21 protein-coding genes and 4 tRNA genes are annotated in these 24,513 nt (G+C 66.3%); 8 read left to right on the top strand and 17 right to left on the bottom strand.

Going from position 1 to position 24,513, the window contains the following annotated elements; translation table 11 throughout:
- Nucleotides 1-25: 25 nt before the first annotated feature.
- On the bottom strand, nt 26-937 hold the full coding sequence (locus tag NFC98_RS08680; protein WP_254277680.1) for an ABC transporter substrate-binding protein: 912 nt from the start codon (nt 935-937) through the stop codon (nt 26-28).
- Between the two features lie 98 nt (nt 938-1,035).
- On the opposite strand from NFC98_RS08680, the gene NFC98_RS08675 reads away from it, so the two are divergent.
- Nucleotides 1,036-2,013: a DUF1853 family protein gene (locus NFC98_RS08675; protein ID WP_254277679.1), complete on the top strand. Its 978-nt coding sequence runs from the start codon at nt 1,036-1,038 to the stop codon at nt 2,011-2,013.
- 107 nt (nt 2,014-2,120) lie between these two features.
- Here the strand turns inward: NFC98_RS08675 and NFC98_RS08670 are convergent, their stop codons facing one another.
- From NFC98_RS08670 to NFC98_RS08655, 4 genes are all read right to left on the bottom strand, one after another.
- Nucleotides 2,121-2,426, bottom strand: coding sequence for a helix-turn-helix domain-containing protein (locus tag NFC98_RS08670; RefSeq protein WP_254277678.1), 306 nt, complete (start codon nt 2,424-2,426; stop codon nt 2,121-2,123).
- Nucleotides 2,423-3,769, bottom strand: coding sequence for a type II toxin-antitoxin system HipA family toxin (locus NFC98_RS08665; protein ID WP_254277677.1), 1,347 nt, complete (start codon nt 3,767-3,769; stop codon nt 2,423-2,425). Before NFC98_RS08665 ends, NFC98_RS08670 begins: the two co-directional genes overlap by 4 nt.
- Nucleotides 3,770-3,968: 199 nt before the next feature.
- Entirely contained in the window at nt 3,969-5,390 is a 1,422-nt protein-coding gene (cysS, locus tag NFC98_RS08660; protein WP_254277812.1) for a cysteine--tRNA ligase, read from the bottom strand.
- A 14-nt stretch (nt 5,391-5,404) separates the two neighbouring features.
- Complete coding sequence (locus NFC98_RS08655) at nt 5,405-7,099, bottom strand: glutamine--tRNA ligase/YqeY domain fusion protein (protein WP_254277676.1); 1,695 nt, start codon at nt 7,097-7,099, stop codon at nt 5,405-5,407.
- 130 nt (nt 7,100-7,229) lie between these two features.
- Here NFC98_RS08655 and NFC98_RS08650 point away from each other — a divergent pair, with 130 nt between their 5' ends.
- Both NFC98_RS08650 and NFC98_RS08645 read left to right on the top strand, forming a co-directional pair.
- Complete coding sequence (locus tag NFC98_RS08650; protein WP_254277675.1) at nt 7,230-7,727, top strand: peptidylprolyl isomerase; 498 nt, start codon at nt 7,230-7,232, stop codon at nt 7,725-7,727.
- Between the two features lie 86 nt (nt 7,728-7,813).
- Nucleotides 7,814-8,578, top strand: coding sequence for a UDP-2,3-diacylglucosamine diphosphatase (locus NFC98_RS08645; RefSeq protein ID WP_254277674.1), 765 nt, complete (start codon nt 7,814-7,816; stop codon nt 8,576-8,578).
- On the opposite strand, the gene NFC98_RS08640 is transcribed toward NFC98_RS08645, so the two are convergent.
- The 11 genes from NFC98_RS08640 to NFC98_RS08590 all read right to left on the bottom strand — a co-directional run bounded on the left by NFC98_RS08640 (nt 8,567) and on the right by NFC98_RS08590 (nt 19,025).
- The gene (locus NFC98_RS08640; protein WP_254277673.1) at nt 8,567-9,613 is read right to left on the bottom strand and encodes a GTP-binding protein; all 1,047 of its coding nucleotides are present in this window, start codon (nt 9,611-9,613) and stop codon (nt 8,567-8,569) included. The two genes, NFC98_RS08645 and NFC98_RS08640, sit on opposite strands and share 12 nt — an antisense overlap.
- Before the next feature lie 143 nt (nt 9,614-9,756).
- Nucleotides 9,757-11,574, bottom strand: coding sequence for a SurA N-terminal domain-containing protein (locus NFC98_RS08635; protein WP_254277672.1), 1,818 nt, complete (start codon nt 11,572-11,574; stop codon nt 9,757-9,759).
- A gap of 198 nt (nt 11,575-11,772) precedes the next feature.
- Nucleotides 11,773-12,045, bottom strand: a complete 273-nt coding sequence (locus tag NFC98_RS08630; protein ID WP_183331060.1) for an HU family DNA-binding protein — start codon at nt 12,043-12,045, stop codon at nt 11,773-11,775.
- A gap of 177 nt (nt 12,046-12,222) precedes the next feature.
- Complete coding sequence (lon, locus tag NFC98_RS08625) at nt 12,223-14,628, bottom strand: endopeptidase La (RefSeq protein WP_254277671.1); 2,406 nt, start codon at nt 14,626-14,628, stop codon at nt 12,223-12,225.
- A 201-nt stretch (nt 14,629-14,829) separates the two neighbouring features.
- Nucleotides 14,830-16,113: an ATP-dependent Clp protease ATP-binding subunit ClpX gene (clpX, locus tag NFC98_RS08620; protein ID WP_254277670.1), complete on the bottom strand. Its 1,284-nt coding sequence runs from the start codon at nt 16,111-16,113 to the stop codon at nt 14,830-14,832.
- 124 nt (nt 16,114-16,237) lie between these two features.
- The gene (clpP, locus tag NFC98_RS08615; protein WP_254277669.1) at nt 16,238-16,858 is read right to left on the bottom strand and encodes an ATP-dependent Clp endopeptidase proteolytic subunit ClpP; all 621 of its coding nucleotides are present in this window, start codon (nt 16,856-16,858) and stop codon (nt 16,238-16,240) included.
- An 88-nt stretch (nt 16,859-16,946) separates the two neighbouring features.
- Nucleotides 16,947-18,299, bottom strand: coding sequence for a trigger factor (tig, locus tag NFC98_RS08610; protein ID WP_254277668.1), 1,353 nt, complete (start codon nt 18,297-18,299; stop codon nt 16,947-16,949).
- A 279-nt stretch (nt 18,300-18,578) separates the two neighbouring features.
- Nucleotides 18,579-18,653 (bottom strand) — tRNA-His (locus NFC98_RS08605).
- 31 nt (nt 18,654-18,684) lie between these two features.
- Nucleotides 18,685-18,759, bottom strand: a tRNA-His gene (locus NFC98_RS08600).
- A 44-nt stretch (nt 18,760-18,803) separates the two neighbouring features.
- Nucleotides 18,804-18,880, bottom strand: a tRNA-Arg gene (locus NFC98_RS08595).
- A gap of 68 nt (nt 18,881-18,948) precedes the next feature.
- A tRNA-Pro gene (locus NFC98_RS08590) sits at nt 18,949-19,025 on the bottom strand.
- A 214-nt stretch (nt 19,026-19,239) separates the two neighbouring features.
- Between NFC98_RS08590 and folD the strand changes: the two genes are divergently transcribed.
- From folD to NFC98_RS08570, 4 genes are all read left to right on the top strand, one after another.
- On the top strand, nt 19,240-20,103 hold the full coding sequence (gene folD, locus NFC98_RS08585; RefSeq protein WP_254277667.1) for a bifunctional methylenetetrahydrofolate dehydrogenase/methenyltetrahydrofolate cyclohydrolase FolD: 864 nt from the start codon (nt 19,240-19,242) through the stop codon (nt 20,101-20,103).
- A 145-nt stretch (nt 20,104-20,248) separates the two neighbouring features.
- Nucleotides 20,249-20,716, top strand: coding sequence for an S-ribosylhomocysteine lyase (locus tag NFC98_RS08580; RefSeq protein ID WP_254277666.1), 468 nt, complete (start codon nt 20,249-20,251; stop codon nt 20,714-20,716).
- On the top strand, nt 20,713-21,459 hold the full coding sequence (mtnN, locus tag NFC98_RS08575; protein ID WP_254277665.1) for a 5'-methylthioadenosine/S-adenosylhomocysteine nucleosidase: 747 nt from the start codon (nt 20,713-20,715) through the stop codon (nt 21,457-21,459). Before NFC98_RS08580 ends, mtnN begins: the two co-directional genes overlap by 4 nt.
- Before the next feature lie 55 nt (nt 21,460-21,514).
- A complete protein-coding gene (locus NFC98_RS08570; RefSeq protein ID WP_254277811.1) occupies nt 21,515-22,399 on the top strand; it encodes an alpha/beta hydrolase in 885 nt (294 codons plus the stop codon).
- 24 nt (nt 22,400-22,423) lie between these two features.
- On the opposite strand, the gene pyrC is transcribed toward NFC98_RS08570, so the two are convergent.
- Nucleotides 22,424-23,464, bottom strand: a complete 1,041-nt coding sequence (pyrC, locus tag NFC98_RS08565) for a dihydroorotase (RefSeq protein ID WP_254277664.1) — start codon at nt 23,462-23,464, stop codon at nt 22,424-22,426.
- Nucleotides 23,465-23,606: 142 nt separating this feature from the next.
- On the opposite strand from pyrC, the gene NFC98_RS08560 reads away from it, so the two are divergent.
- On the top strand, nt 23,607-24,497 hold the full coding sequence (locus NFC98_RS08560; RefSeq protein ID WP_254277663.1) for a DMT family transporter: 891 nt from the start codon (nt 23,607-23,609) through the stop codon (nt 24,495-24,497).
- The last annotated feature ends 16 nt before the right edge of the window (nt 24,498-24,513 follow it).

Here is a 24,513-nt window from a genome sequence, read left to right as displayed (position 1 = left end):
TGGCGCTTCCCTGCGCACGGCGGCCTCAGTCGTCCAGGCCGTCGAGGAAGTCCGCCGCGACCTGGCGAGGGTCAAGCCCGTTGACGGCCACGTCGCCATTGAGTCGCTGAAGGGTCTCCAGATCCAGCGCCTGGAACAGCGGCGTCAGCAGCGACTCGATCTCGGGATAGGCCTCGAGCACCTCGGCGCGCACCACCGGTGCCGGCTGGTAGACCGGCTGCACCCCCAGGGTGTCCTCCAGGACGACCAGGTCCAGCGCGTTGAGGCCGCCGTCGGTACCGTAGGTCATGGCGGCGTTGACGCCGCTGGTCTGCTGGGCCGCGGCGCGCATGGTAGAGGCGGTGTTGCCGCCGGAGAGCACCAGCAGCTGGTCATCGCCGAGCGTAAACCCATAGGCCTCCTGGAAGGCCGGCAGCGCCTGCTCGGACTCCACGAACTCGGCGCTGGCCGCGAACTTGAACTCGCCGCCAGCGTCCAGATAGCTCGCCAGGTCCTCGAGAGTCGCCAGGCCGTGCTCTCGGGCCAGGTCGCCGCGTACGCTCATCGCCCAGGTGTTGTTGGCCGAGGCCGGCGTCAGCCATGCCAGGTCGTTCTCGGCGTCCCTCTCACGGACCGTCTCGAAGGCCGCCTCGGCATCGTGCCAGACGTCGCTGTCGGTCATGTCGAAGAAGAAGGCGCCGTTGCCGGTGTACTCCGGATAGAGGTCGATCTCGCCGGTCAGCAGGGCCTCGCGCACGATGCTGGTGCCGCCCAGTTGCAGACGGTCCTGCACCTCGATGCCGCCGGCCTCGAGGCGCTGGAGGATCAGCTGGCCAAGCACCGAACCCTCGGTGTCGATCTTGGAGGAGACCACCACCGGGTCATCGGCCTGGACGGAGGAGAGGCCCAGCACGGAGACGGCAGCGACCACGGTCAGGCGAGCAAAGGGGATACGCATGGCGGAATACCACCCAAAGGATCAGGAATGTACCCTGAGTATAAGGATTCGAAGGAGTCGTTGCAGACCCCGCCGCCAACGCACAGGACGCCCGCCCCATGCCACCCGCCCTGCCGCCCCTGCTCGACCGCTGCCACCATCCGCTGGTCCGCGACCTGGCGTGGCTGCTGCTGGTGCCCGACCTGCTCACCATGCCCTGGCCGGGGCGGCCCGGCCGAGAGACGCTGGGGCTTGCCGACGACGCCCACCTAGCCGCCTGGCTGGACGACCTGGAAGCCAGCCCCGAGGCGCTGGAAGCCTGCGTGGGCGAGACCCTGACGGGCCGCATGGGGCTCTATCACGAGCGGCTCTGGCAGTTCCTGCTGGCGGCCGCCCCCGGCACCGAGCTGCTGGCCCACAACCTGCGCATCCTCCGCGGCAAGCAGACCCTCGGCGAGCTCGACCTGCTCTACCGGCGGGTCGGCTCGCCCGAGCCCATCCACCTGGAGGTGGCGATCAAGTTCTACCTCGGTCTGGCCGAAGGGCCCGGCGACGACACCTCCCAGGCGCGCTGGATCGGCCCCGGCGGTGCGGACAGCCTGGCCGGCAAGCGCGAGCACCTCCACCATCGCCAGCTCCGCCTGACCGAGACCCCCGAGGCCCGCGAGGTCATCCGAGCGCTGCTGGCCCCGCGGGCCATGGAAATTGATCGTCCCCTGGCGATCCGGCGGCAGCTGGCCATGCCGGGGGTGCTCTTCACGCCCTGGCATCGGCCGCTGCCGCCGCCCCGGGAAGCGAACCCGGCACACCTGCGAGGCACCTGGCTGTTCTGGGGGGCATGGCGGGACTACCGCGACGGCCTGCCGCCAGGCACTCGGGGGGCCTGGCTGCGCAAACCCCACTGGCTCGCCCTGCCTCGCCGGGAGCACCTGCTGCCACTGAGCGAGCTAGAGTCCCAGCTGGCCCAGCATTTCCAGGCTACCGCGCCCCCCCTTCAGCTGGCGGTGTGGCAGGAGGCCATGGGGTGGCGGCGGCTGTTCGTGGTCGCCGACGACTGGCCGCGACAGATCCCCCTGCCGCCCGCTCCGAATCGCTGACGTCTCGGCGGACAGCGCCGGCGGCCTCGGCCAGCACCGCCGAGTCATCGCGGAAGAAGGCGGTGCGGCCAGCGAGAAAGGTAGGATGAGCCCAATCCAGCTTTCGTTTACTCAGTGGAGTCCAGGGCCTGCGCCAGCAGGGAACGCTTGCGCGGCAGCAGACTGACCTCCAGCCCCAGGGGCCGGAAGACGCGGTTCTTCATCTCCAGGGTGACGTTGCCCTTGTCACCCTCCAGATCCGACAAGGTACGCCGACTGATGCCGACCAGCGCCGCGTAGCGGGTCTGGGAGAGCCCCAGCACATCACGACGCAGGGTCCTCAGAAGCTGGCCATCGGTAAGCTCACCCGCATAGAAACGCCTCAGCACCACCACCAGCGCCCCTTCTCGGTCATCGACATTGCGAGATTTCATAGCAGCCCCCAGCGCTTGAGTCGGGTACCCAGCGTGCGCAAGCCTACGGACGGCATATCCAGAATGCGAGTGGGAACGCCTCGCCCGGCCAGGCGTTCATCCAGCCCATTGAGGTCGACGGCCAGCCGCCGCAGCGCCTCCATCAACTGATCGGGGTCCACGAGGTCCGACAGGGATTCCGCAATGGCGTACCAGTCGTATTCGCCCCCGGCCTCGAGCGGCGGGCCCCACTGGGTGGTTCGTGTCACTCCCTCAGGATCGGCTCGCATCGGGGCGAAATCGTAGACCGGTGAGAGCCATATTCCCTCGGGGCGCTTCAGCAGCGCCGTATTGCGACCGTGGTTGTCGGAGTTGCCAAACGCGATGTTGAGCAGATCGCGCCGCACCCATTCGATGACGAAAGCCGACGCTTCGAAGGGTTCGCCGAGCTCACGGACACGATACTGCGCCTGCAGCAGGCCCACTAACTGGCGAAGCGTCTCACCGTGGCGAAGGAAGGAGCCAGGCGCCGCCCCCATCAGTGAATAGACGGACTCCAGGCCGTAGCGAATCCAGACGCCGTCGTGATGGTGCATATCGAACCGCGGCAGCCAAAGCGAGGGATAACGCTCTCCCTCCATCAGTCTCATGGCCCCTGTCTCGACGGTATCGATTCCCAGCAACGCCAGTTCCTGGTAGTAGTGATATTCGGCACGAAGAATATCGCAGTCATCGTCGGTACGCCGGCCGCGGGGAAACTTGACCAGCATCGGCTGATCCGGGCGGTGAACCTCTTCCTGCCAGGTATCGATCCAGACCTGCTCATCTTCGGCGAGCCTGAGCAGCAGCTTGGGGGCCTCGCCACCGGCCCCGGTCGCCCCCCCGCTGGCTGCTCCCATCTGCTGGGCATACTCCAGAAAGTCGATATCTCGCTCCACCACGCTTTTCACCGGAAAGCGTCGCTCTCCCAGGCTATCCCTGAGGCTGTTGTCGGGCACCGCCTCCTTGATGCGCAGGTTACCGACCGGCGCGATAGTCCCGCGGGCCAGAAGCTCCGCGTCCTGGCGCCCGATCGAAAGGTGATGGATACCGAGAAAGTCCACCCAGAAGCGGCGGCTGGCTCCCGCCGGCATGATGTCCTCCAGAAAACCGAACCAGCGCGGGGACTCGTGAGTCAGCATCAGCTCCACAGGCAGCACCAGGCTGGCTGCATGCCGCTCGTCGTGGAACATCCACTCGACGGCATAGTCGGTTGCATAACGCAGGCGAGACGGGCCATGTACGCCTCGCTCCGGGTCTTGCAAGGAAATCTCGGCGGCATCGTGCCAGACCCGGCCGAAGTGAATTTGTAGCGTCAGCCTCATGATTCCACCTGTGAACAATACTACTCAATAATGGCCATTCAACACATTATTTGCGCAGTATAGCGCACAGATTAGCAAGGGCACGGAAATTATTGAGCAGCATGGCACACAACCAAGAAGCACCGAAGCGCCGGACGCCCTGCTCCCTCGCAGGGCAGGGCGTCCAACATCGCTGAGCGCCACGCTTCTCGCTTGCCGCTCAGCCTTCGGGCTTCTCGACGACCCAGGTGGTGCCCTCCCGGGAGTCCTTGAGGATGACCCCAAGGGCGGCGAGCTCATCGCGGATGGCATCGGCGGCGGCGAAGTCCCTCGCCTTCTTGGCCGCAGCGCGGGCATCGATCCTTTCCTGGATCTCCTCCTCGGAGAGCGGTAGGTCGCTGGCGCCCCCCTTGAGGAAGGTCGCCGGGTCCTGTTGCAGCAGCCCCAGGATGCCGCCCAGGCGCCTGAGCTCCACCGCCAGGGCCGGCGCCTGCTCGGGAGACTCCTTCTTCGCCCGGTTGAGTTCGCGGGCCAGGTCGAAGAGCACCGAGAGCGCCTCGGGGGTATTGAAGTCGTCGTCCATGGCGGAGGTAAAGCGCGCGTCGAACTGGCGATCCCTCTCCCCTGCTGACGACTCGCTACCCACGAGTGTCTGTCCTTCGAGGGCCAGCCCTTCCAAAGAATTGTAGAAGCGCTCCAGGGACTTGCGGGCGTCGGCCAGGGACTCCGGCGCATAGTTGATCGCGCTGCGGTAGTGGCTGGCCACCAGCAGGTAGCGCACCACCTCCGGGTCGTGGTGCTCGAGCACCTCGCGGATGGTGAAGAAGTTGCCCAGCGACTTGGACATCTTCTCGTGGTTCACCCGCACCGCCCCGGCGTGCATCCAGGTGTTGACGAAGGGCTTGCCGTTGGCCGCCTCGGACTGGGCGATCTCGTTCTCGTGATGGGGGAAGGTCAGGTCCGGCCCGCCACCGTGGATGTCGAAGGTGTCGCCCAGGCAGCACTTGGACATCGCCGAGCACTCGATATGCCAGCCGGGGCGCCCCTCGCCCCAGGGCGACGGCCAGCTCGCCTCGCCGGGCTTGGCCGCCTTCCAGAGCACGAAGTCGAGCGGATCCTCCTTGTGCTCGTCCACCTCGACCCGCGCTCCCGAGCGCATCTCGTCGAGATCGCGGTTATTGAGCTTGCCGTAGCCCTCGAAGCGGCGCACCCGGTAGTAGACGTCGCCGTTGTCTGCCGCGTAGGCGTAGCCCTTGGTGATCAGGGTCTCGATCATCGCGATGATATCGCCGATATGGCGGGTCGCCCGCGGCTCGCTATCCGGGGGGAGAACACCAAGCCGCGCCTCGTCCTCGTGCATCGCCTCGATCATGCGCTCGGTCAGCGACGAGATGGTCTCGCCGTTCTCGTCGGCGCGGCGCAGGATCTTGTCGTCGATGTCGGTGACGTTGCGCACATAGGTGACATCGAAGCCCCGGTAGCGCAGGTAGCGGGTGATGACGTCGAAGGCCACCATCACCCGGGCGTGGCCCAGGTGGCAGTAGTCGTAGACCGTCATGCCGCACACGTACATGCGCACCCGGCCCGGCTCGATGGGCGTGAAGGCTTCCTTGCGGCGGGTCAGCGTGTTGTAGATCTGCAGCGCGTTGCTCACGATCACCCCTTGTTCTGCGCGTCTTTTTTCAGGGCCTTGGCCCAGCTGTCCTTGAGGCCCACGGTGCGGTTGAACACCAGGTGCCCCTCGCGGCTGGCGTGACGGTCGGCGCAGAAGTAGCCCACCCGCTCGAACTGGAAGCGGCTCTCCGGAGCGGCCTGGGCCAGGCTCGGCTCGCCGATCGCCTGGCAGACCACCAGCGACTCAGGGTTCAGATGCTCCAGGAAGTCGGCGTCCTTGTCCCTGTCCGGCTGCTCCTCGAGGAAGAGGTTGTCATAGAGCCGCACCTCCATGGGCACGCCGTGGGCGGCGCTGACCCAGTGGATCACGCCCTTGACCTTGCGCCCCTCCGGGTTCCTGCCCAGGGTGTCGAAGTCCACCGAGCAGTGCAGTTCGGTGATCTCGCCGGCGTCGTCCTTGATGACCTCGTTGCAGCGGATCACGTAGCTGTTGCGCAGGCGCACCTCCTTGCCGGGGGCCAGACGGAAGAACTTCTTGGGCGGCTCCTCCATGAAGTCGTCGCGGTCGATGACGATCTCCCGGCTGAACGGCACCTGGCGCACGCCCAGGTCGTCCCGCGCCGGGTGGCCGGGGACCTCATAGGTCTCCTCATGGCCTTCCGGCACGTTGGTCAGGACCACCTTGAGGGGCTTGAGCACGGCCATGGCCCGCGGCGCGTTGTCCTCGAGGTCCGCGCGAATGGCGTGGTAGAGCATGGCGATATCCACCAGGCCGCCGTCGGCGCGGGTCACCCCGATCATCTCGCAGAACTTGCGGATCGACGCCGGGGTATAGCCCCGGCGCCGCATGCCGGAGATGGTCGGCAGGCGCGGGTCGTCCCAGCCATCGACGATGCCCTGGTCCACCAGCAGCTTGAGCTTGCGCTTGGAGGTCAGGGTGTAGTTCATGTTCAGCCGCGCGAACTCGATCTGGCGCGGCCTGGCCGGCACCGGCAGGTTGTCCAGGAACCACTCGTAGAGCGGCCGATGGTCCTCGAACTCCAGGGTGCAGATGGAGTGGGTGATCCCCTCGATGGCATCGGACTGCCCGTGGGTGAAGTCGTAGGAGGGGTAGATCTTCCACTTGTCGCCGGTCTGGTGATGGTGGGCGTGGCGGATCCGGTAGAGGATCGGGTCGCGCAGGTTGATGTTGGGCGAGGCCATGTCGATCTTGGCCCGCAGCACCTTCTCCCCCTCGGCGAACTCGCCGGTGCGCATGCGCTCCAGCAGGTCGAGATTCTCCTCCACGCTGCGCTCGCGATAGGGGCTCGGACGGCCCGGCTCGGTCAGGGTGCCACGATATTCGCGGATCTCGTCGGGCGAGAGGTCATCCACGTAGGCCTTGTCCTCGCGGACCAGGTGCTGGGCCCAGGCGTAGAGCTGGTCGAAGTAGTCGGAGGCGAAACGCACCGGCCCGGCCCACTCGAACCCCAGCCAGCTGACGTCCTCCTTGATGGCATCGATGTAGGCCTGCTCTTCCTTGGCCGGGTTGGTGTCGTCGAAGCGCAGGTGACAGTCGCCACCGAACTGCTCGGCCAGCCCGAAGTTCAGACAGATCGACTTGGCATGCCCGATGTGCAGGAAGCCGTTGGGCTCCGGCGGGAAGCGGGTCACGATCTTGCCGGTGCGACCGGCCTCGCGCTCGTCGCGAATCTGGTTGCGAATGAAATTCGGCGCGCTGGTGGTGTCGGTGGACATAGTGGAAGAATCGACCTCTGGATTGAAGGTGCGGGCGCTCACTTCGCGCCTCGAGGCAAAACCGGTATTATAGCGCCACGTCCATGGGCAACGCCAAGGCAAGGCCCCTTTACCGCACAGGAACTTATCGATGATCGTTCTGCAGACCAACTTCGGTGACATCACCGTCGAGCTCGACCACGAGAAGGCCCCGAAGACCGCCGCCAACTTCGAGCAGTACGTGCGCGACGGCTTCTACGACAACACCCTCTTTCACCGCGTGATCGACGGCTTCATGGTGCAGGGCGGCGGCTTCGATCTGGAGTTCAACCAGAAGCCCACTCGCGACCCGATCGAGAACGAGGCCGACAACGGCCTGACCAACGCCACTGGCACCCTGGCCATGGCCCGCACCCAGGACCCGCATTCCGCCACGGCACAGTTCTTCATCAACGTGTCGGACAACGACTTCCTGAACCACAGCGGCAAGTCCATCCAGGGCTGGGGCTACTGCGTGTTCGGCCGCGTGGCCGAGGGCATGGAGGTGGTCGAGAAGATCAAGGCCGTGGCTACCACCCGGCGCGGCATGCATGCCGACGTGCCGGCCGAGGACGTGGTGATCCAGAAGGCCTACGTCAAGGAGGCCTGAGTCCCGCGGCTACCCGCCCCACGCCCGCCTGCGCGGGCGTGTTGCCTTTCCTTCCGTCGATGCCTGCCAGAGCACAAGAGCCGACCATGACGACCCTGCTGATTTCCGACCTGCACCTGCACCCCGGCGCCCCCGAGATCACCGAAGGGTTCCTGCGCTGGCTCGAAGAGCGTGCCTGCGGCAGCGACGCCCTCTACATCCTCGGCGACTTCTTCGAGGCGTGGATCGGCGATGACCTGCTCGACCTGTCGGGCCACGACCCCACCGGCAACGCCGACCTGGCCGAGCGTATCGCCCTGGCGCTGAAGCGCCTGGCAGACGATGGCACCGCCCTCTACCTGATGCACGGCAACCGCGACTTCCTGCTGGGGGAGCGCTTCGCCGAGCAGGCCGGCGCCACCCTGCTGCCCGACCCCAGCCTCGTCGAAATCGACGGCAGGCCCGTCCTGCTGATGCATGGCGACAGCCTCTGCACCCGCGACGAGGCCTACCAGGCCTTCCGCGCCCAGGCCCGCCACCCGCTCTGGCAGGAGCAGGTGCTGTCGATGCCGATCGATCAGCGCATCGCCCTGGCCAGGCAGCTGCGCGAACAGTCCGGGGAGGCCAACTCCAACAAGGCCGAGGACATCATGGACGTGACCCCGGACGAAGTGGTGAAGGTGATGGCCGAGCACGGCGTGACGACCCTCATTCACGGCCACACCCATCGCCCCGCGGTGCATGAACTGACCGTCGGAGACGTCCCCGCCAGGCGCTATGTACTGGGCGACTGGCAGCCGGGGCGAGGCTGGGAGATCGTCATCGACGACCATGGCGAGCCTCGACTGCAGGATTTTCCGCTAGGCGGTTGAGGATGGGGTCGTCCGGCAGGCCTCCAGCGACGCCTCCAGGGCGTTGGCATCCGGGAGCCGCCCTGCCTCGCCGATCAGCTCCAGCCGCGAGTCGCGGCGCCAGGCGCTGTCGGTCAGGCTGACAGCGCCTGCGGCGCGGTTATAGAGCTTCCAGCCGGCGTCAGTATGCAACGCGCCCTTGACCCGCAGCCCGGCGGGCAGCTCGCCCAGCACCAGGGTCAGCCGATCCAGATCGAAGGTATCGTTCGGGTGCCAGCGCCACCCCAGGGTGGCATGGCCGAGCGCCTCCCCCTGCTCCCGGACGGGCCGGCCCGGCTGTGGCGCCACCACGGCGAAGTCGTCCAGCACCACGCTGCCGGCCGCCGCCTGGCGCAGCTGCCGGTGGGCAGTGCTGTCACCCGCGACCCCGCCCGGGGGAAGCCTCTCGCCAGATGCCATCAGCCGCGCCAGCGGCAGCGCCCCATGGGGCGCCTCCGCCACCCAGCGCTTGGCAGGCCATAGCTCACCGAGCCACGCCCGCGCCGTCGCCCGCTGCGAGGGCGTGGCCAGGTCGGTCATGGTCAGCGCCACGCCATCGGCCAGGGTCAGCTGATCGCGGAAGGTCTCGTGCTCGCGCACGCGCGGGTCGTCCAGCCGCCTCGGGTCGAGCACCGCAACAACCTCCTGCAGCGACAGCACCCCGGCAAAGGCCTCACCGCGCAGCACCTCGAGCAGCCCAGCGGGATGGCCCAGCCCAGAGGGTTCGATGATCAGCCGGTCCGGTCGATGGCGATGCAACAGGTTGACCAGGGTCGCCTGCATCACGAAGGCCAGCTGACAGCAGAGACAGCCTCCCGGCAGCCCCTTGACCACCAGGTCCTCGCGCTCGGCAAACATCGCCTGGTCGATCCCCACCTGGCCGAACTCGTTGATCACCACCGCCCAACGCTCACCCTCGGGCTTCTGTTCGATCAGGCGATGGATCAGGGTGCTCTTCCCACTGCCCAGGAAGCCGGTGATCAGATGGACGGGGACATTGGCCAGGGGGGCAGGCATGGGGCACTCCTCAGGCAGCAAGAAAGTGTTACATTATAACACACGGCTCGAGGGCTCAAGAAAAAAGCCCAGCAACGAAAAAGGAGCAAGCCAAGGGGGTTCCTTGTCGCTTGCTCCTCGTGGCTTGCGGCTGGATGCAGGTGTTACTGCTGGATATCAGCCTTGTCGCGCAGGTCGTCCAGCAGCCCCTGGATGGCGGCCTGGGCACGCAGCCGCTCGGCCATGCTGGCGACGAACTGCTCCACCTGGGCGTCGATCTCGCCCTCCTCGACGCGCTCCAGGGCGATCAGCACCACTTCGTCACCGTCGACCGCGTGGCCATAGACCGGGGCATCCCCCTCGGGTGCCGGCAGGCGGAACGCCGCCTCCACCAGGGCGTTGGACAGCCCCCGGGATTGCTGGCGAGCCACGCCCTCGGCCTGCTGCCACTCGATGTCGAGCGACTCGCCGGCACGCAGCGCCTCGACGCGCTCGGCCGCCAGCGCCACCAGGGCATCCCGGCGCAGGGAGGCCTCGACGCTGGCCTCGACGCGCTCCCGCACCTCCTCGAGAGGCAGGGTCGTGGCGTCACGATGGTCGGCGACACGCAGCACCATGCGTCGATCGTTGTCGAGCTCGATCACCTCGCTGTTGAAGCCCTCCTCCATCACGTCGGCACTGAAGGCTTGCGACATGACGCCCGGCTCCGAGAGTACCCCGTCGGCTCCATCACGGGAGACCCAGTCACTGGTCTGCAGCTCCAGACCAATGTCATCGGCCACGCTCTGCAGGTCGTCGGCGGCGAAACTCTCGTCGATCAGTCGCTGGACGCGCTCGTTGAACTCACTGCTCACACGAGACACGGCCAGTTCACGGCGCAGCTCGTCACGCATGTCCTCGAAGGGCTCTCGCTCCAGGCCAGTGACCTGTAGCAGGTGAAGGCCATTCTCCGTCTCGACGACATCGGAGACCTGCCCCTCGTCCAGGGAGAAGGCGGCATCGTCGAAGGCATCGCCGAAGAAGCCCGGGCTGATCACGCCCAGGTCACCGCCCTGCTCCGCCGACACGGCATCATCCGACACCTCCGCCGCCAGCTCGGCGAAGGATTCGCCGTCATCGAGACGGGCACGCACGGCCTCCAGCTCGGCCACGGCCTCGTCACGGCTGCGATCGCCGTTGAAGGTCAGCATGATGTGAGAGATACGACGATCGGCGTCGCGGGTCCGCTCCTGCCAGGCGTCGCGCAGGGCCGACTCGTCGATCTCGACCTCCTCGGCCATGGCCTGGCGATCGATGATCACGTATTCGAGGCGGACCTGCTCGGGGCGACGGTAGCTGTCGGCGTTGGCCTCGTAATAGCGCTGCAGCGCCTCTTCGGATGCCTGGACCTCCGCCTCGAGGTCATCCGCGCCGAGCGTATGGTGGCGGAAGCTTCGGGTCTGGCGCTGCAGGGCGGCCAGGGCCTCCTGCTCGCTGGGCAGGGTGAAGTCGCTGAAGGCCAGGCCCTGCTGCAGCTGCTGGCGCTTCATGTCGACGCGCAGTTCCTCACGGAAGGCCACCGGCGTGTAGCCGGCACTGGCCAGGCGGTTGCGAAACAGCTCGCTGTCGAAGCGGCCATCCTGATCCTGGAACTCCGGCAGGGAGACGATGATCTGGTCGAGCTGCTCCTCGGAGAGGTGCAGGCCGCCCTCCTCGGCATACTGGGTGAGCAGCCGGTCGGTGATCAGCTGGTCGAGCATCTGGGCACGCAGGGCGCGTTCCTGCTCGGGCGGCACCTGGCCGCTGCGGATCGCGCGCTGGACCTCGAGCTCCAGCTGCTGGCGGGTGATGGGCTCGCCATTCACCTTGGCAATGTCATCACCACCGCCGCCGAACAGTCCCACCAGGGACTCGACGCCGAACAGCGCCATGGTGACGACCACGGCCCCGATGATGATCTTGGCGCCCCAGCTCCGGGAGCGGTCTCGAATACTTTGCAGCATGCAGGCCTCGGCAGATGAAAGTGGCGATTGTGGTATCGGGAACGCGCCACATTATACGCGTCACGCGCCTGCTGGCGACCACCGGCGGATGGCAGTGGCCGCCTCCATGGCGCTCGACAAACGAAGACAGGCGCACCGCCGGGGGCGATGCGCCTGTGAGAAGATCAAGCGTCGGATCGGCGAACGGGTCGCGTCACTTCAATTGACGGAGTCCTTGAGCGCCTTGCCGGCCTTGAAGCTCGGCACCTTGGCAGCGCTGATCTCGATCGGCTGGCCGGTCTGCGGGTTGCGGCCGGTGCGCGCAGCGCGCTCCTTGACGGCGAAGGTACCGAAGCCCACCAGCGACACGCTCTCGCCTTTCTTCAGGCTATCGGTGACGGTGTCGACCATGGCGTCCAGGGCACGGGCAGCGGCTGCCTTGGGAATGTCGGCAGACGCAGCGATGGCTTCGATCAGCTCGGATTTGTTCACACTTCACCCCTTGACTATTTCGGAATTTGGCTCTAATCGGCGCAGCTTTTCAACCGGCAGACGCGATCACAGCATGGCGCAATTTATAGCAATGCGATGAAAGGACTGTCAAGCAAACTGCGGCGCCAGACCCCACCATGCCGGGCTTCTGGCACCGACATGGTGGAGAAATTATCGTTAGTGCGTGCTGATCATCGACGGTGAGGAGGTGGTATCGTCCGGGCGGGATTCCTCGCTGGGCTCTTCCGCTCTCTTCGCAAGCGCCACATCCAGCACCTCATCGATCCAGCGTACCGGCCTGATGTCGAGGGCATCCTTGATGTTGTCCGGTACCTCCTTGAGGTCACGGCGATTTTCCTCGGGCACCAGCACGGTCTTTATACCACCGCGCCGGGCGGCCAGCAATTTCTCCTTCAGCCCGCCGATCGGCATCACCTCCCCGCGCAGGTTGACCTCGCCGGTCATGGCCACGTCGCAGCGCACCGGGCGACCAGTATAGGCCGAGACCATCGCGGTCACCATGGCGATACCCGCGCTGGGGCCGTCCTTGGGCGTCGCGCCCTCGGGGACGTGGATGTGCAGGTCCTCCTTCTCGAAGCGCTCAGGATCGATGCCAAGCGACAGGGCCCGGGCGCGCACCACGGTATGGGCCGCACTCACCGACTCCTTCATGACATCGCCCAGCGAACCGGTCTTGTTGATGCGCCCCTTGCCCGGGGTCACCACCGACTCGATGTTGAGCAGCTCGCCCCCCACCGACGTCCAGGCGAGACCGGTGACACGACCCACCTGGTCCTGTTGGTCAGCCAGCCCATAGCTGTAGCGACGCACGCCGGCATAGGGCTCGATATCGGCCGCGGCCAGCAACTGGGCCGCCTGGGCGCCCTCCTTGCTCTCCTTCTCGAGGCGCTCGCGCAGCACCTTGCGGCATACCTTGGCGATCTGGCGCTCCAGCTCCCGCACCCCCGCCTCGCGGCTGTAGTAGCGGATCAGCTCAAGCAGCGCCTCGTCGGAGAACTCGAGCTCCTCCTCCTTGAAGCCGTTGGCCTTGAGCTGCTTGGGCACCAGGTAGCGCCGGGCAATGGCCAGCTTCTCGTCCTCGGTATAGCCGGGGAGCCTGATCACTTCCATCCGGTCGAGCAGCGGGCCGGGAATGTTCATCGAGTTGGCGGTGCAGATGAACAGGGTCTCGGAGAGATCGTAGTCCAGCTCCAGGTAGTGGTCGCTGAAGGTATCGTTCTGCTCCGGGTCCAGCACCTCGAGCAGCGCCGAGGCCGGATCGCCACGGTGGTCCATGCCAATCTTGTCGACCTCGTCGAGCAGGAACAGCGGGTTCTTGACGCCGGCCTTGGCCATGCGCTGGATCATCTTGCCCGGCAGCGAGCCGATATAGGTGCGACGGTGGCCACGGATCTCCGATTCGTCGCGCACGCCGCCCAGTGCCAGGCGCACGTACTTGCGGTTGGTCGCCCGGGCGATGGACTGTCCCAGCGAGGTCTTGCCGACACCGGGAGGCCCCACCAGGCAGAGCACCGGACCCTTGAGCTTCTTGACCCGCTTGTGCACGGCCAGGTACTCGAGGATGCGCGCCTTGACCTCGTCGAGGCCATAGTGGTCCTCGTCGAGGACCTGCTGGGCATGCACCAGGTCATGCCGGACCCGGGTCCGCTTCTTCCACGGCACCGACACCAGCCAGTCCAGGTAGGAGCGCACCACCGTGGCCTCGGCGGAGTTCGGCGACATCATCTTCAGCTTGCCGAGCTCCTGGGTGGCCTTGTCGCGAGCCTCTTTGGGCATCCCGGATTCCTCGATGGCCTGCTCGTACTTCTCGGCCTCGTTGGGCACGTTCTCGAGCTCGCCCATCTCCTTCTGGATGGCCTTCATCTGCTCGTTGAGATAGTACTCGCGCTGGGACTTCTCCATCTGGTCCTTTACCCGCGAGCGGATGCGCTTCTCCACCTGGAGCAGGTCGATCTCCGACTCGATCAGCGCCATCAGATGCTCGATACGATCGCGCACCCGGTCCATCTCCAGCAGCTGCTGCTTGTCGTCGATCTTCAGCGACAGGTGGGCACAGATAGTGTCCACCAGCCGGCTGGGGTCCTCGATGCCCGACAGCGAGTTGAGCACCTCGTTGGGGACCTTCTTGGACATCTTGACGTACTGCTCGAACTGGTTGAGCAGCACGCGTACCAGGGCCTCCTGCTCGCGCTCGCTGAGCGGCTCGCTCTCGCGCAGCACGGCATCGGCGCGGCTGTACTCCGCGCCCTGGTGGATCTGGCCAACGTCGGCGCGGGAAACCCCCTCGATCAGCACCTTGACGGTCCCGTCGGGAAGCTTCAGCAGCTGCATGATCTCGGCCACGGTGCCGATGGCAAACAGGTCCTCGCTGTCCGGATCATCCTTGCTGGCCTCGCGCTGGGCGACCAGCAGCACCCGCTTGTCGGCGCTCATGGCCGCCTCGAGGGCCTGGATCGACTTCTCCCGGCCGACAAACAGCGGAATGACCATCTGCGGGTAGACGACCACATCCCGCAGCGGCAAAAGGGGCAGACTCAGGGTCTGTTCGGCGTTCTGCTGCATCGCAGACGTTCCTCAACAAAAACGGATGAATATCGTTGAAATGGGGGCAGCAAAGCGTCTTTGCAAGGCGCCTGAAGCGCGAAGGCGGGCCAGGCCCAAAAAAAAGCGGGAGCGGTTCCACCGCCATGCGCCCTTCCATCCGGGACGGCACATGGTCAAGGGAGTCGCTCCCGCGTCGGGGCCTCTGCCCCGGGCTCTGGCTCAGCCGTCGGTGCCGTCGACCCGGGCCGCTTCCTGCTGCTGGGAATAGATCAGCAGCGGCTCGCTTTCGCCGGCGATCACCGAGGCGTCGATCACCACCTTGCTCACCCCCTCCAGGGAGGGAATCTCGTACATGGTATCGAGCAGCACCGATTCCAGGATCGAGCGCAGCCCGCGGGCGCCGGTCTTGCGGGCCATGGCCTTGCCGGCGACGGCTCGCAGGGCATCCTCACGGAACTCCAGCTCGACGCCTTCCATCTCGAACAGCTTGGCGTATTGCTTGATCAGGGAGTTCTTGGGCTCTGTGAGGATCTGGATCAGCGCATCCTCGGTGAGCTCGGTCAGGGTGGCAATGACCGGCAGACGCCCAACGAACTCGGGGATCAGACCGAATTTCACCAGGTCCTCGGGCTCCACGTCGGCCAGCAGCTCACCCACGCCGCGCGACTCGTCCTTGCTCTTCACCTCGGCACTGAAGCCGATGCCACCCTTCTCGGCGCGGTCACGGATCACCTTGTCCAGGCCGGCGAAAGCCCCGCCGACGATGAACAGGATGTTGCCGGTGTCGACCTGCAGGAACTCCTGCTGCGGGTGCTTGCGGCCGCCCTGGGGCGGCACCGAGGCGGTGGTGCCCTCGATCAGCTTCAGCAACGCCTGCTGTACGCCCTCGCCCGACACGTCGCGGGTGATCGAGGGGTTGTCCGACTTGCGCGAGATCTTGTCGATCTCGTCGATGTAGACGATGCCGCGCTGGGCCTTCTCCACGTCGTAGTCGCACTTCTGCAGCAGCTTCTGGATGATGTTCTCGACATCCTCGCCCACGTAGCCCGCCTCGGTGAGGGTGGTCGCGTCGGCGATGGTGAACGGAACATTCAACAGGCGCGCCAGGGTCTCGGCCAGCAGGGTCTTGCCGCTGCCGGTCGGCCCGATCAAGAGGATGTTCGACTTGCCGAGCTCGACATCGTCGTTCTTCACCTCGGACCGCAGGCGCTTGTAGTGGTTGTAGACCGCCACCGACAGCACCATCTTGGCGCGGTCCTGGCCGATCACATAGTCGTCGAGGGTGTGACGAATCTCGCGAGGAGCGGGCAGGCGCTCCTCGTCGCTCTCGGCATCGGCATCGAGCACCTCCTCGCGAATGATGTCGTTGCAGAGGTCGACACACTCATCGCAGATATAGACGGACGGGCCGGCAATCAGCTTGCGCACCTCGTTCTGGTTCTTGCCGCAGAACGAGCAGTAGAGCAGCTTGCCGCCTTCGTCCTTGCCTTTGCCGTCGGCCATTCGCATACCTCTTCTCAAGTTGGCGATAGCTCCACCCGATCAGACCGGATGACCCACCGCCGAGCTCACAACGGCGGCACGGGGCCGCCGGGAACGGTGTCAGGGCGTGATAAGAATCACGCTATCAGGATGTCGGCCGCTTATCCAGCACGGCATCGATCAGGCCATACTCGGCGGCCTGGCTGCCGTTCATGAAGTTGTCGCGGTCGGTATCCCGGGCGATGGTCTCGATGTCCTGACCGGTGTGATGGGCCAGGATCTGATTGAGCTTGTCACGAATGCCGAGGATCTCTCGGGTGTGGATCTCGATATCCGAAGCCTGGCCCTGGTAACCCCCCAGCGGCTGGTGGATCATCATCCGCGAATTGGGCAGGCAGAAGCGCTTGCCCTTCGCCCCACCGGCCAGCAGCAGGGCGCCCATGCTCGCCGCCTGGCCGATGCACACGGTGGAGACGTCGGGCTTGATGAACTGCATGGTGTCGTAGATCGACATGCCGGCAGTGACCGATCCACCCGGCGAGTTGATGTACAGGTGCACATCCTTGTCGGGGTTCTCGGACTCCAGGAACAGCAGCTGCGCCACCACCAGATTGGCCATGTAGTCTTCCACCGGCCCCACCAGGAAGATCACACGCTCCTTGAGCAGGCGGGAATAGATGTCGTAGGCACGCTCGCCGCGGGCGCTCTGCTCGACCACCATCGGCACCAGGCCGCCGGCGTTCTGAATATCGAACTCGTTGCTCATCTGTGTGATGTCCTTGCATCCGATGAATGGAAGCGTGGGGCGCCGAGGGCACGGCTCACGGCGCACCCTCGGCGAAGGGAGAGGCCAATCAGGCCTTGCTCTCTTCCTCAGCGTTCTCTTCCTCGTCGGCCTCGGCCTGCTGCTGCGCAGCCGCCAGGACCTCCTGGTAGGTCATGTTCACGTCCTTGACGCTGGCCTGCTCGAGCAGCTTGTCGACGGCCTTCTCCTCGAGGATCGCGGACTTGACCTGGGTCTTCATCTGCTCGTTGCCCATGTAGTACTCGACCACCTGGGAGGGCTCCTGATACTGCTCGGCCAACTCCTCGACCTTGGCCCGGATCTCGTCGTCGGTGGCATCGAGCTCGTTCGACTTGATCACCTCGGCCAGCAGCAGGCCGACCTGGACACGGCTCTTGGCCTGCTCGGCGAACAGCTCGTTGGGCAGCTGGGAGACATCGAAGTCCTCGCCCAGGCCGAACTGCTGGGCCGCCTGGCGCTTCAGGCCGTCGGTCTCCTGCTGGATCAGCGCCTGGGGGACGGGGATCTCGTTGGCTTTCTGCAGCGCCGTCAGCACCTGCTGCTTGACGCGGTTGTCGACGGCCTGGCTCGCCTCGCGGGTCATGTTACGGGTGACCTCGGCGCGGAACTTCTCCAGGTCGCCATCCTCGACGCCGAACTTCTTCACGAACTCGGCATCCACCTCGGGCAGGGCCTGACCGCTGACCTTGTGCACGGTGACCTTGAAGGTCGCTTCCTGGCCCGCCAGGTGCTCGGCCTGGTAGTCCTCGGGGAAGGTGACCTTGATCTCCTTCTCCTCACCGGCCTTGGCACCCACCAGCTGCTCCTCGAAGCCGGGGATGAAGCTGCCGGAGCCGATCACCAGGTTGTGGCCTTCGGCACTGCCGCCCTCGAAGGGCTCGTCGCCCAGGAAACCCTGGAAGTCGATGGTCAGCTGGTCGCCATCCTCGGCGGCACGCTCGACCTCTTCCCAGTCGGCGTTCTGCTTGCGCAGGGTCTCGATCATCTCGTCGACGTCGGACTCGGAGACCTCGACCACCGGGCGCTCGACCTCGGTGCCCTCGATGGAAGCGAGCTCGATCTCGGGATAGATCTCGAGGGTCGCCACGAACTCGAGGTCCTTGCCGGACTCGTTGACGGTCGCCTCGATCTGGGGGAAGCCGGCCGGGTTCAGCTCGTTCTCGGAGATGGCGCGCACATAGCGCTCGCGCATCACTTCGCCCACGACCTCGTTGCGCACGTCATGGCCATAGCGCTGACGGATCACCGACATCGGCACCCTGCCCTTGCGGAAGCCGTCCATGCGAACGTTCTTGGCGGCATCCTTGAGACGGGCGGCGACGGCCTCGTCGACTTCGGCGGCCGGCACCTGGACGGTGATGCGGCGTTCGATCTGGGAGGTCGTATCGACGGAAACTTGCATGAATTGTCCTCTACCGACTGGGGCGTTCTGTTGAATGCGTGGAAAAGATCAAGGGGGTGATTTTATGAATCCCGCCCGGCACTGGCAAGCGCCATGCCCATCAGATGGGGGCGACGCGCCACATTACAAGCCCTGCCCCGGAAGAATGCCGACGGAGCAACGCCGTCCGGGGTCGCATCGCGGACGGCGGGCACGGGAAATGGCGACTCGCCGAGAAGGCAGCCTGCACGAGACGAAGGGGAAAGAAACAGGGGAAAAGAGAGTCGAGGCACAAGGGAGTGGGGTGGATGATGGGGATCGAACCCACGACCACCGGAGCCACAATCCGGGGCTCTACCACTGAGCTACATCCACCACTGCCTTGAACAACTGACTGATATCGAAATGGGGTGGATGATGGGGATCGAACCCACGACCACCGGAGCCACAATCCGGGGCTCTACCACTGAGCTACATCCACCATTTCGACATTCGCTCTACCGACCGGCGCCCCTCTGGATGAGATGGCGCGCCCAGCAGGACTCGAACCTGCAACCTACGGCTTAGAAGGCCGTTGCTCTATCCGGTTGAGCTATGGGCGCATTCTACGTCCCAGGTCGCCTGACCGCAACCCTTAGATCGAATTTTTCGCACTTCAATCAACAGGTTGTGGTCGGAGTGGAGGGATTCGAACCCCCGACATCCTGCTCCCAAAGCAGGCGCGCTACCAGGCTGCGCTACACTCCGCCGATCATCAGACGGCCCTGACGCCACCGCAGGGGCCTCGTCGAGCGCTGCGTATTCTACGTGACTTTCCTCCGGGGTCAAGCGTGAAGGCCGCCACGGCGCCCTCCGAGCGCTTTGTTTCGGCGCCCCGGCATGCGAAAATTGCCCACCGCAGTGTCGCCACGCGGACGCGTCCCGTGCCCGCGCCACCCACCCTACCGTCAGAGGAAGCTCGATGACCGCCCAACTGATCGATGGCAAGTCCATAGCCGCCCAAGTCCGCCAGCAGGTTGCCCGCCAGGTGCAGGCGCGCCGCGACAACGGGGGCCGGGCACCGGGACTTGCCGTGGTGCTGGTGGGCGAGGATCCCGCTTCTGCCGTCTATGTGCGCAACAAGCATAACGCCTGCGTCGAGGCCGGCATCGAGTCCTTTCGTCACACGCTGCCTGCCGATGCCACCCAGGCCGAGCTGGAGTCCCTGGTCGATCAGCTCAACGCCGATCCGCGCGTCGACGGCATTCTGGTGCAGTTGCCGCTCCCGGCCCACCTCGATGCACGCCCGATCCTCGAGCGGATCCGCCCGGACAAGGACGTCGACGGCTTTCATCCCTACAACCTCGGCCGCCTGGCGCAGCGCCTGCCGCTGCTGCGCCCCTGCACGCCGAAGGGCGTGATGACCCTGCTGGAGCAGAGTGGCCTGGCGGTGCGCGGCCTGGACGCTACCGTGGTCGGCGCCTCGAACATCGTCGGCCGCCCCATGGCGCTCGAGCTGATGCTGGCCGGCTGCACCACCACCGTCTGCCATCGTTTTACCCGCAACCTCGAGGAGCACGTCCGCCGCGCCGAGCTGCTGGTCGTGGCGGTCGGCAAGCCCGGACTGGTCAAGGGCGAGTGGGTCAAGGAGGGGGCCATCGTCATCGACGTGGGGATCAACCGTCAGGATGATGGTCGCCTGATCGGTGACGTGGACTTCGCGACCGCCGCCGAGCGGGCCGGCTGGATCACTCCGGTCCCCGGTGGCGTCGGCCCGATGACCGTGGCGACCCTGCTCGAAAACACGCTGCAGGCCGCTGACCTGCACGATGCGGGGGAGCGGTAACGGGAACCGGGTGACCCTCCGGGGGTCCGAGAGTGCGTCAGGGGTGGTCAGGCGAGTCCTGCGCGGGGCAGCGGAATGGCTGTCTCCGGGTGTTTTCGCTAGAATGCGCGCCCTTCCCCACCTTCACCGATTCGCGAGGTCATGCATGAGCGACAGGACGATGAATGTCGAGAGCTTCAACCTGGACCACACCAAGGTGAAGGCACCCTATATCCGCCTGGCCGATATCAAGACCGGCGAGAACGGCGACACCATCCACAAGTACGACATGCGCATCTGCCAGCCGAACCGGGAGCACATGGAGATGCCGGCGCTGCACTCCCTGGAGCACCTGATGGCGGAGCTCTCGCGGAACCACTCTGACAAGGTGGTCGATATCAGCCCGATGGGCTGCCAGACCGGTTTCTACTGGGCGATGATCAACCACGACGACTACGAAGGCGTCCTGGAGCTGGTCGAAAAGACCCTCGAGGACGTACTGGTGGCCGATGAGGTGCCCGCCTGCAACGAGATGCAGTGCGGCTGGGCGGCCAGCCATAGCCTGGAAGGCGCCAAGGCGGTTGCCCGCGGCTTTCTTGCCAAACGCAACGAATGGACGGAAATCTTCGCATGAAGCGCATCGGCATCATCGGCGCCATGTCCCAGGAGGTCGAGCACCTGGCTTCCCTGCTGGACGAGCGCAGGACCCGCACCCACGTGGGCTCCACCTTCCACAGCGGCCTGCTGCATGGCGTCGAGGTGGTGATCCTGCAGTCAGGCATCGGCAAGGTGAACGCTGCCGTAGGCACGACCCTGCTGCTCGACATGTACCGTCCCGAGGCGGTGATCAATACCGGGTCGGCCGGCGGGTTCGGCGAAGGGCTGGAGATCGGCGATATCGTGGTCTCCAGCGAGGTACGCCACCACGACGTGGACGCGGTGGTCTTCGGCTACGAGCACGGCCAGGTGCCCGACATGCCAGCGGCCTATCGGCCCGACCCGCGCCTGGTGACGATCGCCCGCGAGTGCGTCGAGTCCCTCGGCGAGGTTCGCGTGGTGGAGGGGCTGATCGCCACCGGTGACGTCTTCATGGCCTGCCCCGACCTGGTGTCGAAGACCCGCACGCGCTTCCCGACCATGCTCGCCGCCGAGATGGAGGCCGCCGCCATCGCCCAGACCTGCCACCTCTACGGCTGCCCCTTCGTGGTCATACGCGCCCTTTCCGACATCGCCGGCGGCGGCGACAACCACCTCTCCTTCGAGCAGTTCCTGACCCAGGCCGCTACCCATTCTGCGCACATGGTCGAGGCGATGGTGGCCAGGCTGGCGAGATTGAACGCCGATGCATCGGCCGACACGCTCACCGAACGCGCCTGAGCGAATCGCCCGGGCCGGCGGAGCACCGCGGGTGAAGGGCGCGGTGCTGGCCCTGATGATGGCCATTGCCCTGCTGGCAAGCGGTTGCGGCGCCACCCACCTGGCGGCGCCTGCCGTCAGCGGGTCGGTCGGCACGGAGCAGCAGTCCCCAGAGTTGCCCTTCCGATCGCTGCCACGCCAGGCCTACACCCCAAACGACTGGCCCGAGACGCTCGAAGCCGAGGTCAACCTGCCGGAAACTCCGGGCAACGGGCTGCGGCCGGCCGCCCTGATCGTCCATGGCGGAGGATGGCAGAATCGCGGTCCGGAGGACATGGGCGGCATCGCCGAACAGCTGGCCAGCCGCGGCTTCGTGACCCTCAACATCGAGCACCGCTTCGCCCCTGAATACCGCTTCCCCGCCCAGCTGCACGACCTTCAGCAGGCCATGGCCTGGCTGCATGACAACGCCGAGGCATGGCGGGTCGACACCGACCGCATCGTCGGCGTGGGCTTCTCCTCGGGCGCCCACCTGGTCAGCCTGCTGGCCCTGTCCGGCAGCGATGGCGAGCTGGCCGCGCCCCATGGCGGCGACCATTCGCGTCTCGCCGCCGTGCTGGCAGGCGGCCTCCCCAGCGATCTGTTCAAGTTCCCCGATGGTCGCCTGGTGGTGGAGTTCCTCGGCGGCACCCGCGCCGAGGTGCCCGAGCAGTATGCGCTCGCCTCCCCGGCCCGGCAGGTCCGCCCCGGCGCCCCGCCCTTCTTCCTGTTCCACGGCACCTGGGACCGCCTGGTCCCGCTCGACCATGCCACTGACTTTCGCGCCGAGCTCGAGGCCCGGGGCGTCGAGAACGAACTCTACCTGCAGCATGGCCGCGGGCACTTCCTCAGCTTCCTGACCCGCGGCAGCGCCATCGAGGCGGGCATCGCCTTCCTGGAGCGCCAGGTCAACGGCGAGTGATTGACCCACCAGGGCCAGGGGAACCTAGCCCTCGGCCAGCTTCCACTCCAGGGTCTCGCCGGCCATCAGTGGCACGATGCGCTGGCCACCGGCATAGGGCAGCGACTCGGGCAGCTGCCAGGGTTCGCGAACCAGGGTGACGCTGTCGGCGTTGCGCGGCAGACCATAGAAGTCGGCCCCGAAGTGACTGGCGAAGCCTTCCAGGCGATCCAGGGCGCCCGCCTGTTCGAACGCCGTGGCATAGAGCTCGATGGCGGCCGGCGCGGTGTAGGCCCCGGCGCAGCCGCAGGCGCTCTCCTTGTCGCCCTGGGCGTGGGGCGCGCTGTCGGTGCCGAGGAAGAACTTCGGGCTGCCGGAGGTGGCCGCGGCCAGCAGCGCCTGGCGGTGCCGCTCGCGCTTGAGGATCGGCAGGCAGTAGTAGTGGGGACGGATACCGCCCACCAGCATGTGGTTGCGGTTGAACAGCAGGTGGTGAACGGTGATGGTCGCCGCCACGTTGGCGGGCGCCGCCGCCACGAACTCGGCGGCATCTGCAGTGGTGATGTGCTCGAACACCACCTTGAGGTCAGGGTGACGTTCCAGCAGCGGCTTCATGACCCGCTCGATGAACACCGCCTCGCGGTCGAAGATGTCGATGTCGGCACTGGTCACCTCGCCATGCACCAGCAGCGGGATGCCCAGACGCGCCATGGCGGCGACCGCGCCGTCGCAATGCGAAAGGTCGGTCACCCCGGAATCGGAGTTGGTGGTGGCCCCGGCCGGATAGAGCTTCACGGCGTGAACCAGGCCGCTGGCATGGGCGCGCTCGATCTCCTCGGCGGGGGTGTTGTCGGTGAGGTAGAGGGTCATCAGCGGCTCGAAAGGGCTGCCCTCGGGCAGCGCCGCCAGGATACGCTGGCGGTAGGCCAGCGCCTGCTCGGTGGTGGTTACCGGGGGCCGCAGGTTGGGCATGATGATGGCTCGCCCCATCTGGCGGGCCGAGGCGCCGACCACGGCGGCCAGGGCCTCATCGTCGCGCAGGTGGAGGTGCCAGTCATCGGGGCGGGTCAGGGTCAGTGAGGTCACGGCGGGTCCTGTCTCGGCTGGAACGTTCTCGGGCGTCTGCCCAGTATACCGGAAGCCCCCGGCCAAGGCTGCCGGTCGCCGGAGACGACAGGCCCTTTGCCTGCTAACATTGCCGTCCCCATGTCCCGTCGCCCGGTGCCCCATGCCCGACCCCATCGTTCGCGCCCCGCTGCGCGCCGACCTGCTCCTGCTGCTGGTGACGCTGCTGGCGGCCTCGGGCTGGATCTTCTCCAAGGAAGCGCTCAACGGCCTGCCGCCGCTGCTGTTCATCGGCAGCCGTTTCCTGCTTGCCGGCCTGGTCCTCGCCGCCTTCGCCGGGCCTGCCCTGAGGCGCATCTCGTGGCGCAACCTCCTGGCCGGGGCTGGCGTCGGCGTGCTGTTCAGCGGGGCGCTGACGCTGTGGATCCTGGGCCTCTACCACTCACACCACCTCGGCGAGAGCGCCTTCATCAACAGCCTCGGCATCCTGCTGGTGCCGGTGATGGCGAGGCTGCTGTTCGGTGACCGGCCGCCGCGCACCACCTGGATCGCGCTTCCCGTGGCCCTGATCGGCTTCGGCCTGCTCTCGCTCAACGCCGGCTTTCGCATCGAGCCGGGCCAGTGGCTGATCGCCGGCTCGGCGGTGCTCTTCTCGCTGCTGATTAACACCAACTCGCGCGTGGTGCGTCGGCTGCCGGCCCTGCCCCTGACGGTGCTGCAGCTGGTCACGGTGGGCCTCGTCCTGGGCCTGGCGTCGTTGGCCGTGGAGCCCTGGCCATCGCGCGTCGACGGGATCACCCTCGGCTGGCTGGCCGCCAGCGTCCTGCTGGCCAGCACCCTGCGCTTCTTCCTGCAGGTGCACGCCCAGGGGCTCACCACGCCCAGCCACGCCGCCGTGATCCTGATGCTCGAGGCGGTCTGGACGGCCCTGCTGGCCGCCGCCTGGTATGGTGAGACCATGACCGTGCTGCAGCTGGCGGGATGCGGGCTGATCTTCGCCGCCCTGCTGATCAATCGCTGGTACTGGGTGCGCAAGCTCTTCACCCGGCGCTGAATTCCCGTATCATGCC

This window comes from Halomonas sp. 3H, from assembly GCF_024206005.1.
GTDB lineage: Bacteria > Pseudomonadota > Gammaproteobacteria > Pseudomonadales > Halomonadaceae > Halomonas > Halomonas campaniensis.
This window is presented reverse-complemented; position numbering and strand designations above follow the sequence as displayed.

Bases quoted from the DNA above. Each gene is read 5' to 3' on its own strand.
- NFC98_RS08680 (WP_254277680.1), bottom strand. From the start codon at position 937: ATGCGTATCCCCTTTGCTCGCCTGACCGTGGTCGCTGCCGTCTCCGTG.
- NFC98_RS08675 (WP_254277679.1), top strand. From the start codon at position 1,036: ATGCCACCCGCCCTGCCGCCCCTGCTCGACCGCTGCCACCATCCGCTG.
- NFC98_RS08670 (WP_254277678.1), bottom strand. From the start codon at position 2,426: ATGAAATCTCGCAATGTCGATGACCGAGAAGGGGCGCTGGTGGTGGTG.
- NFC98_RS08665 (WP_254277677.1), bottom strand. From the start codon at position 3,769: ATGAGGCTGACGCTACAAATTCACTTCGGCCGGGTCTGGCACGATGCC.
- NFC98_RS08655 (WP_254277676.1), bottom strand. From the start codon at position 7,099: ATGTCCACCGACACCACCAGCGCGCCGAATTTCATTCGCAACCAGATT.
- NFC98_RS08650 (WP_254277675.1), top strand. From the start codon at position 7,230: ATGATCGTTCTGCAGACCAACTTCGGTGACATCACCGTCGAGCTCGAC.
- NFC98_RS08645 (WP_254277674.1), top strand. From the start codon at position 7,814: ATGACGACCCTGCTGATTTCCGACCTGCACCTGCACCCCGGCGCCCCC.
- NFC98_RS08640 (WP_254277673.1), bottom strand. From the start codon at position 9,613: ATGCCTGCCCCCCTGGCCAATGTCCCCGTCCATCTGATCACCGGCTTC.
- NFC98_RS08635 (WP_254277672.1), bottom strand. From the start codon at position 11,574: ATGCTGCAAAGTATTCGAGACCGCTCCCGGAGCTGGGGCGCCAAGATC.
- lon (WP_254277671.1), bottom strand. From the start codon at position 14,628: ATGCAGCAGAACGCCGAACAGACCCTGAGTCTGCCCCTTTTGCCGCTG.
- clpX (WP_254277670.1), bottom strand. From the start codon at position 16,113: ATGGCCGACGGCAAAGGCAAGGACGAAGGCGGCAAGCTGCTCTACTGC.
- clpP (WP_254277669.1), bottom strand. From the start codon at position 16,858: ATGAGCAACGAGTTCGATATTCAGAACGCCGGCGGCCTGGTGCCGATG.
- tig (WP_254277668.1), bottom strand. From the start codon at position 18,299: ATGCAAGTTTCCGTCGATACGACCTCCCAGATCGAACGCCGCATCACC.
- folD (WP_254277667.1), top strand. From the start codon at position 19,240: ATGACCGCCCAACTGATCGATGGCAAGTCCATAGCCGCCCAAGTCCGC.
- NFC98_RS08580 (WP_254277666.1), top strand. From the start codon at position 20,249: ATGAGCGACAGGACGATGAATGTCGAGAGCTTCAACCTGGACCACACC.
- mtnN (WP_254277665.1), top strand. From the start codon at position 20,713: ATGAAGCGCATCGGCATCATCGGCGCCATGTCCCAGGAGGTCGAGCAC.
- NFC98_RS08570 (WP_254277811.1), top strand. From the start codon at position 21,515: ATGATGGCCATTGCCCTGCTGGCAAGCGGTTGCGGCGCCACCCACCTG.
- NFC98_RS08560 (WP_254277663.1), top strand. From the start codon at position 23,607: ATGCCCGACCCCATCGTTCGCGCCCCGCTGCGCGCCGACCTGCTCCTG.